This window comes from Streptomyces sp. SudanB182_2057, assembly GCF_964272715.1.
Classification (GTDB): Bacteria; Actinomycetota; Actinomycetes; order Streptomycetales; family Streptomycetaceae; genus Streptomyces; species Streptomyces rubradiris.
The window spans coordinates 87,843-95,387 of the sequence record NZ_OZ186799.1; the positions used below are offsets into that span (position 1 = coordinate 87,843).

Below are 7,545 nucleotides of genomic sequence, written 5' to 3' on the forward strand. Positions count from 1 at the left end.
GTTGCCTCTCCTTCACAGCGACAGCTGTGCCCGGGGTGAGAACGGGGCGTTTGAAGGTTTTCCTGTGTGTCTGAATCAGCGAGCGGATGGCTCGCCTTTTATTTTTTCATGACACTTGTTTCTGGTCGGTGCGTGTTGCGAAGGGTTTCGCGCCGATCGGAGTTCCCGGTGGTGCTGGGCGCTCGACCGTGAGCGCTGTCGGCGATTGCGTCGGCCCAGGCCTGGAACATTGTGCTCTCTTGCGGTTGGCGATTTATTTGCGTGCCTCTGCCGACGGTCTGTTCGAGGATTTCCCTGGGGACGGCGGGAAAGCGCTTCCTGAAATTGGATGATTATAACCGGTGTGACCCGTATCTACGGTGATTACTTACCGATGCCTCCTTGTGGTGATGTGGTGAGGTAAGGGAGGCGTGTCCAGACGTCCTAATGTCGCTCAACTCGGAGATCCGATGCGAGTACTTATCGCAGACAGTGATCCGGTCGGTCGTCGCAGACTGCGCCGGATACTAAGTGAGAACGTCTCGTGTGAATTAGTGGGGGAGATTGCGCAAAAAGACGGTCTGATGACGCTCGTCGGGCGAACCGACCCTGATGTCGTTGTGCTGTCCCAGGATATCGCGTCGGACAGCGACGGCGCCATAGTCTCCTGGCTGTCCGGCGAAGTCGGTACAGCGGTCATTCTGGTGGCTGTCAGCAGTGGTGGCCCCACGGTGTGGCGCGGGATCAGCAACGGTGCGGTCGGCTACTTACTGAAGGATCGCCTGGTCACCGAACTTGAGCCCGCCATAAGCGCCGCAGAGGCAGGCGGAGTCTTTGTCTCCCCGCCGCTCGTTAAGCAAATGGTCAGATACATGGATGACCGGTTCGGTGAAGTCGGGCAGGTACAGCAAGGCGTGGGAGAGATACTGCGGTCCCTGCTTCCGCGGGAGCAGGAGACCCTCTACCGGCTGGCCGCCGGCCAATCCACCGAAGAGATCGCCAAGGAGATGTCCATCGCGGTTCCAACCGTACGCGCGTATGTGTCCCGCATACTGACGAAGCTCGGGCTGCGCAGCAGGGGCGAGGCCGTCGCCCTGGCGTTCCGGTCAGGTTTCTATACGTCTGACCAGGTAAAAACGTTGACTGCCGATCCCTGATGTTCACGTACGCTGTATCGGGTGTTCACATCCATACAGAGAGAGGAGTGGATCGCTGCTTCTGCGTGCACGTCGTGAGGATTGAGCACGATTTTGGTGGGTGTGTAGCTTCCCGGGCATGGTGAAATTCCGCATCCTTGGCCCGGTCGGAGCTTGGTTCGGAAACGTTGAGATTCAGCTGGGAGGTGCGAAGCAGCGGACCATTCTCGCCGCGTTGCTGCTTGCCGATGGATGGGTCGTCTCCGATGTCGATCTGAGCGAGATCTTATGGGGGAAGAACCCTCCTTCGACGTATCAGGCGCAGATCTACACCTACGCCTCCCGGCTCAGAGGTCACCTCGGTGAGGAGTCCCGGATAGTCCGTCGCGGGCAGGGCTACAGCCTGGAGAGAGGGGACGCGTACTTCGACCTGCAGAAATTCGAGGAGTTTTCCAGAGCCGGAAACACTGCCGCGCAGGAGGGGCACACCGGCAGAGCCGCCGAGAAGTTCCGTGCCGCACTCGATCTGTGGACCGGTCCCACCCTCACAGCGGTGACGGAGAGACTCGTGGACAACGAGAGATCCAGAATCGAGCTGGCCCGGACGGATGTGCTGGAAAGACGCATCGACGCCGATCTGCTGCTCGGGCGCCACCAGGCCCTGATTGGCGAGCTCTCCCAGTTGGTGAGCGTCCACCCGCTGCGCGAGAGTTTTCGGGCCAAGTTGATGATCGCGCTCTACCGCAGTGATCGGCAGGGCGAGGCCTTCGCTGTGTACCGGGAAGGACGTTCGCTGCTGCGTGACCAGCTCGGCGTCGATCCGGGTCCCGCGCTGCGCAATGCGTACCAGGAGATCCTCACGGACGACCTGCCCCGTGCGCTTCCGTCGTCGAGCGGTCTTCTGGCCGGCCGGAGCGGCTGATTGCGGCGCCGTGCGGGTCCGGGACGGAGGTGTCCCGGACCCGCACCCGCACGCAGAGCGGGGGCCTGTGCCGGCTTCGCACCATGGTCGGCGTACCGGGCGGGACCGGCTCGGGCACCGTCTGCTGCCGCACGCGCCGCAGGTGCCCGGCTGCGGCGGGGAGCAGCCCCGCCGGTCGGGGCGCGGCCTCTTGCGCGGGCGCCGGGGCGGGGAGCCCCGACGGTGGGGCCTGGACCGTCAACGGCCGTGCAAGGCGCGCAGGTGATCGTAGGTCGTGGGAAGTTCCCTGAGGAGCGTGGCCTGCTTCTCTTTGATCTCCGCGAAGATCCTTTCGGCCCCCTCGGACGCTTCGGGGCGGAACGCCATCGAGGGCAGCGGATGATCGGGCAGGGCGTCCAGCCCGGCGAAGATGCAGTAGTAGCTGCTGTTGGTCCAGTAGTTGCGGAACTCGGCGTCGAAGTTCCCGTAGTACGTGGCCTCGTCGGTGACCGGTGCGTTGATGGGCAGACCGGCCCGATAGGCCGCGATCTTGTGCTTGATGTCGTCGGCGAGTTCGAGTTCCTTGCAGGCCCGCCAGTAGGGCGTGTCCTTCCGGGGCGCCAGGGTGTAGTGCGCCTGCAGGAAGTCCCGTGAGTCATCGAACATCGTCTCGATCTCGCGGTTGAAGGACTCGCTGAGGACGGGATCGAACCGCTTGTCGGGGAAGTGCTTGGCGAGTTGGTAGAGCGCGGCTGTGATGAAGTAGATGCCGGTCGACTCCAGCGGTTCGAGGAAGCAGGAGGCCAGGCCGATGCTGACGCAGTTGCGGACCCAGGCACGTCGGTTCCTGCCCACCCGGAACCTGATGTGGTTGAGGGGCTGTTCCTCCGGATTCAGCCCCCACAACGCGCAGAACTCCTCGGTGGCCCGGTCCTGGGAGGCGAACCTGCTGGAGTACACATAGCCGGTTCCGAACCGGCCGAGCATGGGGATCTTCCAGGTCCAGCCGGAGCTCATCGCGATGGACGAGGTGTACGGCTCGACGCCGTGCGCGGCGTCGTCGTGCGGGACGGCGGTCGCCACGGCACTGTCGTTGAGCAGGTGGTCGCCCATGTCCAGGAACGGCTCGCGCATCACCTTGTTGATGAGCAGGCCCCGGAAGCCCGAGCAGTCCACGAACAGGTCGCCTTCGATGACACGGCCGTCCTTCGTGCGCAGCGCGGTGATGTGTCCGCGCTGATCGACGTCGGCGTCGGTCATCTCTCCTTCGATGCGTATGGCTCCCTGCTTCTGCGTGGCGAAGCGGCGCAGGAAGTCGGCGACGAGTTGTGCGTCGAAGTGCCAGGCGTAGTTGGTCCAGCGGGTGCCGTCGGCGTAGCGGGGGGCGAGTTTCGCGTCGAGGACGGGCGGCTCGCGGTAGCACGCGTAGTCGAAGGGCTCGTCCGTCCGGCCCTGGAGCCGCTGCTCCGCCCAGTAGTGGGAGACGGGGAGGTTCTCGTGGGTCGGCAGCAGGCCGAAGAGGTGATAGTAGTGGTCCTTTCCGGAGCGGAAGGGGCGAGGGGCTGCCTCACCGTTTCCCGGGGTGCGCCAGTTGACGAATCTGATGGCCATTTTGTAGCTGGCGTTGCACTCGCGCATCCATTCGTCCTCGGACAGGCCGAGGAAGTCGAAGAACGTCCTGTGCAGGTTGGGGACCGTGGCCTCGCCCACGCCGATTCTTGGGATGCTCGGAGATTCCAGGACGGTAATGGTGGCATGCCTGCCCAGGGCTTTTCCGAGATAGGCGGCGGTCATCCAGCCGGCCGTTCCTCCGCCGAGTACGACGACTTTCTTGATCTGATGTTCCTGCACAGGGTTTCAGCCTCTCTCCACTAATGGGCTCCGTGATGGAGATTTTTCTGATGCGCCGATATGAGGGCTATATTCCGGCTATCCGGATCACTGTGCGGTCTGATGCGGAGCCGGACCCAGGCAGGCGCGGGTCCGGCGGTCCGCGACGGCTTCCGCGGGCGGCTGCGGGCGCGAGGTGAGCTCCCCGGCTGTCTGGCGCGCATCCCGGCGTCCGGCCTGCGCCGCCGGTCTCCGGCATCTCCACAGGTGAACGGCGTGAGACAGGCAGGGATGACAAGGGAACCGGCACATGCTAACTTTCTTTGGCACGTGCGAAGGAAGGAGGGCACATGACAATCGCCGAGTGGTCCGGTGACCGGTTGCTGCTGGTGTTGTCCACACTGGCCAACCCGCACCGGCTGCGGGTGATGGCGGCCCTGACAGGCGAACGTCACTACGTGAGCGAGCTGGCCCGCGAGCTGGGCATCAGCAGGGCCCTCCTCCAAGTCCACCTGCGCAAACTCGAATCGGCCGGCCTGGTCTCGGCGTCGCTCGAACTCTCGCAGGACGGCAAGGCGATGAAGTTCTACCAAGTAGTGCCGTTCGCGCTTCATCTGACACCGGAGTCGATCGCGGAAGCGGCCCCCACTCTCAGCACACCAGCGAAGGGAACGAACGCATGAGCTCGAGCGACTGGCAGGAGATCATCGGGACCATTGGTGTCTTCGCCCTGATCACCGTCGTCATCGCGGTGGGGATCTGGCAGCTTGCCGCGACATGGCGAGCCAAGGCCCAGTTGGCCCGGGAGAAGGAATACCGGACGATCGCCGATCGGGCAGTCCTCGTGCAGGAAGGGATGGAGCGCCAGCTGGCGGAGATCAACGGCCAGTTGACGGAGATGCGGGGGCGGCTGGAATCCCTCGAGCGTGTCCTCTCGGAAGTCGAGTAGGGCACCGGTTCCGGGCCGCCGAGCGGCAACTCGGCGGCCCGGCACGAACGAGCGTCACCTCGCCGCACGGCGAGTTCTTGCGGATCACTCATTCATGGAAGGAATTCTCTCATGCCCCGGAGCGAGGCAGAGGAGCTCGCGCCCGTGCGCGAAGAGCCGGGCGAGCGACCAGGCGCACCATTGATCCAACGATTAGCCGCCTGGTCGATCCAGCACCGGGCCAAGGCACTCCTCGGCTGGCTGGCGCTCGTGGTCGTAACCCTCGCGCTCAGCATCGTCGTACCGGGTGCCGACGCGTTGGGGCGGGACCCCGGGGAGTCGGGCCGGGCCCAGCAGGTCGTGCGCGACCAGGAAAACTGGGAACCCTCGCTGGAGAACGTACTCATCCAGCGCCGCGCCACTGGTGGCCAGGCCTTCGCCGACGACGCCGAGCTGCGAGGGGCCACCCAGGATCTGGTGTCGACGCTGCGGGGACTTCCCGGTGCCGTCACCAACCTGCACTCCCCGCTGGACAGCGCGGCACAGGTGTCGAAGGACGGCCGTTCCGGGCTCGTCACCTTCTTCCTGGCGGGGCCGAACCACCAGATGTCCAAGCACTATTCCGCCGCGGTCGCGGCGATCGGCAAGGTCGCCGACCGCCATCCCGGCGTCCGCATGGTCCAAGCGGGCGACAAGAGCCTGAACCGCGCGGTCGACGAGGCCGTCCAGGACGACTTCAGCCAAGCGGAGTCGTTGTCCCTGCCGCTGACCGCGGTAATCCTGCTGATCGTTTTCGGCTCGCTTATCGCCGCGTCGATCCCGCTGCTGCTCGCCGCCACCACCGCGATCGCCACGTTCTCGCTGATGGCGGTGATCGGCAAGGTGATGTCGGTCAACAGCGCCACCTCGTCGATGATCCTGCTGGTGGGAGTCGCGGTGAGCATCGACTACTCCCTGTTCTATCTGCGCCGGGAGCGCGAGGAGCGGGCCGCCGGACGGCAGGTCGGCCAGGCGCTGCGGGTCGCCGCCCGTACATCGGGCCGGGTCGTCGTGGTGTCGGGTCTGACCGTGATCCTGTGCATCGCGGGTCTGCTCTTCACGGGGCTCGACAACTTCCGCGGTCTCACCGTGGGTACGGCCGTCGTGGTCGGTCTGGCGGTCCTGGGCTCGGTGACGGCGCTGCCGGCGCTGCTCTCCCTGCTGGGCGACCGCGTCGAGAAACTACGCATCCCGTGGCTGGGACGGCGCCGTACCGCCGCGGGCCGGTCGCGCGTGTGGACCTGGATCGCGCAGGCCGTGGTACGGCGCCCCGTGGTGTGGGGAGGCGCCGCCGTGGTGGCGCTCCTGCTGCTGGCACTGCCGGCGACGGGCATGCACCTTCAGGACGCGGGTCCCACGAACAGCCTCCCCCGCAGCGTGCCGACGGTCGATGCGGCCACCCGCATGCAGCAGGCCTTTCCCGGAGCGGCCTCACCCGCGCACGTGGCGATCTGGGATGCGCAGGGTGCCGACCTGAACGCGTCGATCGAGAAGCTGCGCGGCCGAGTCGACACACATAGTGACCTGTTCGCCGAGCCGATCTCCGTGACGAGGATCGACGCCGTGACGATGGTCCGTGTCCCGCTGGCCGGAGACGGCACCGACGCCACGTCGAACCGTGCGTTGGAAACCCTGCGCGAGGACGTACTGCCCGCGACCGTCGGGCAGGTCTCCGATGCCAAGTTCGCCGTCGCCGGCAGGACCGCGTTCGCCTACGACTTCACTCACCAGGTGCGCAGCTCCATGCCGGCGGTGTTCCTGTTCGTCCTGCTGCTGGCGTTCGCCCTGCTCGCCGTCGCCTTCCGGTCGCTGGCGATCCCGTTGGTCTCGATCGTCCTCAACCTGCTCTCCATCGGTGCGGCCTACGGCGTGCTCACCTGGATCTTCCAGGACGGCCACCTCAGTTCGCTCCTGGGCTTCGATTCCTACGGCGGCATCGTGGACTGGATCCCGCTGTTCATGTTCGCGCTGCTGTTCGGTCTGAGCATGGACTACCACATCTTCATCCTCAGCCGGATCCGCGAGCGGTGGCAGGAGGGCGTGTCGACCAGGCTCGCCGTCGTGGAGGGCGTCGGGACCAGCGCCGGAGTCGTCACCAGCGCCGCTGTGATCATGACGGGTGTGTTCAGCGTGTTCATCCTGCTCAGCGCGATCGAGTACAAGATGCTCGGGGTGGGCATGGCGACGGCCATCGTCATCGACGCGACCCTCGTGCGCGGCGTCCTGCTGCCCGCGGCCATCGCCCTGCTCGGCGAACGCGCGTGGGTGCTGCCCGGAGTGCGGTCGGCCCGCCGCCGTACCCGGGCCCTCGGCACCAGTTCCTGAGCCGACCCCCCGCGGCCCCGGCACCGGACGACTCCGGTGCCGGGGCTTTCGGCTGCCCGGCCGCCTGCGGACCCGACGGCGCCCGCCGGACCGCCGCCCGGGTCCGGATCCGGATAGACCGTGTATAGGCCGAGTATCGGCGGCCGGAGAACTCTTCGGAAATCCCAGCATCTGTGCATAAGGAGTCTCCGGTGGTCGAAGACGAGGACCAGATGTACCGCGTCGTGGTCAACGATGAGGAGCAATACTCCATCTGGCCGGTGGAACGCGATCTTCCCGCTGGCTGGCATGCCGAGGGTACGGAGGGCAAACGCACCGAATGCCTGGACCACATCGGTGAGATATGGACCGACATGCGGCCGTTCAGTCTGCGGCGCCGCATGGAAGCAGCACAGTCCGAATCCTGA

Annotated in this window: 7 protein-coding genes; 6 read left to right on the top strand and 1 reads right to left on the bottom strand. The window is 65.7% G+C overall.

Translation table 11 applies throughout. The features are described 5' to 3' along the window. Positions 1-533: 533 nt before the first annotated feature. Both ACSURM_RS38665 and ACSURM_RS38670 read left to right on the top strand, forming a co-directional pair. Complete coding sequence (locus tag ACSURM_RS38665) at positions 534-1,136, top strand: response regulator transcription factor (RefSeq protein WP_436961362.1); 603 nt, start codon at positions 534-536, stop codon at positions 1,134-1,136. A 118-nt stretch (positions 1,137-1,254) separates the two neighbouring features. Continuing rightward, positions 1,255-2,037, top strand: a complete 783-nt coding sequence (locus ACSURM_RS38670; RefSeq protein ID WP_436961363.1) for an AfsR/SARP family transcriptional regulator — start codon at positions 1,255-1,257, stop codon at positions 2,035-2,037. A 237-nt stretch (positions 2,038-2,274) separates the two neighbouring features. On the opposite strand, the gene ACSURM_RS38675 is transcribed toward ACSURM_RS38670, so the two are convergent. Continuing rightward, complete coding sequence (locus ACSURM_RS38675; protein ID WP_436961364.1) at positions 2,275-3,867, bottom strand: tryptophan halogenase family protein; 1,593 nt, start codon at positions 3,865-3,867, stop codon at positions 2,275-2,277. Between the two features lie 329 nt (positions 3,868-4,196). Here ACSURM_RS38675 and ACSURM_RS38680 point away from each other — a divergent pair, with 329 nt between their 5' ends. The 4 genes from ACSURM_RS38680 (at position 4,197) to ACSURM_RS38695 (ending at position 7,545) form a co-directional block, all read left to right on the top strand. After that, on the top strand, positions 4,197-4,529 hold the full coding sequence (locus tag ACSURM_RS38680; RefSeq protein WP_436961365.1) for an ArsR/SmtB family transcription factor: 333 nt from the start codon (positions 4,197-4,199) through the stop codon (positions 4,527-4,529). Continuing rightward, positions 4,526-4,795, top strand: a complete 270-nt coding sequence (locus ACSURM_RS38685) for a hypothetical protein (RefSeq protein ID WP_436961366.1) — start codon at positions 4,526-4,528, stop codon at positions 4,793-4,795. The genes ACSURM_RS38680 and ACSURM_RS38685 overlap by 4 nt, the downstream gene beginning before the upstream one ends. A 111-nt stretch (positions 4,796-4,906) precedes the next feature. Next, positions 4,907-7,138, top strand: a complete 2,232-nt coding sequence (locus tag ACSURM_RS38690; RefSeq protein ID WP_436961367.1) for an MMPL family transporter — start codon at positions 4,907-4,909, stop codon at positions 7,136-7,138. A gap of 191 nt (positions 7,139-7,329) precedes the next feature. Then, positions 7,330-7,545: an MbtH family protein gene (locus ACSURM_RS38695; RefSeq protein WP_436961368.1), complete on the top strand. Its 216-nt coding sequence runs from the start codon at positions 7,330-7,332 to the stop codon at positions 7,543-7,545.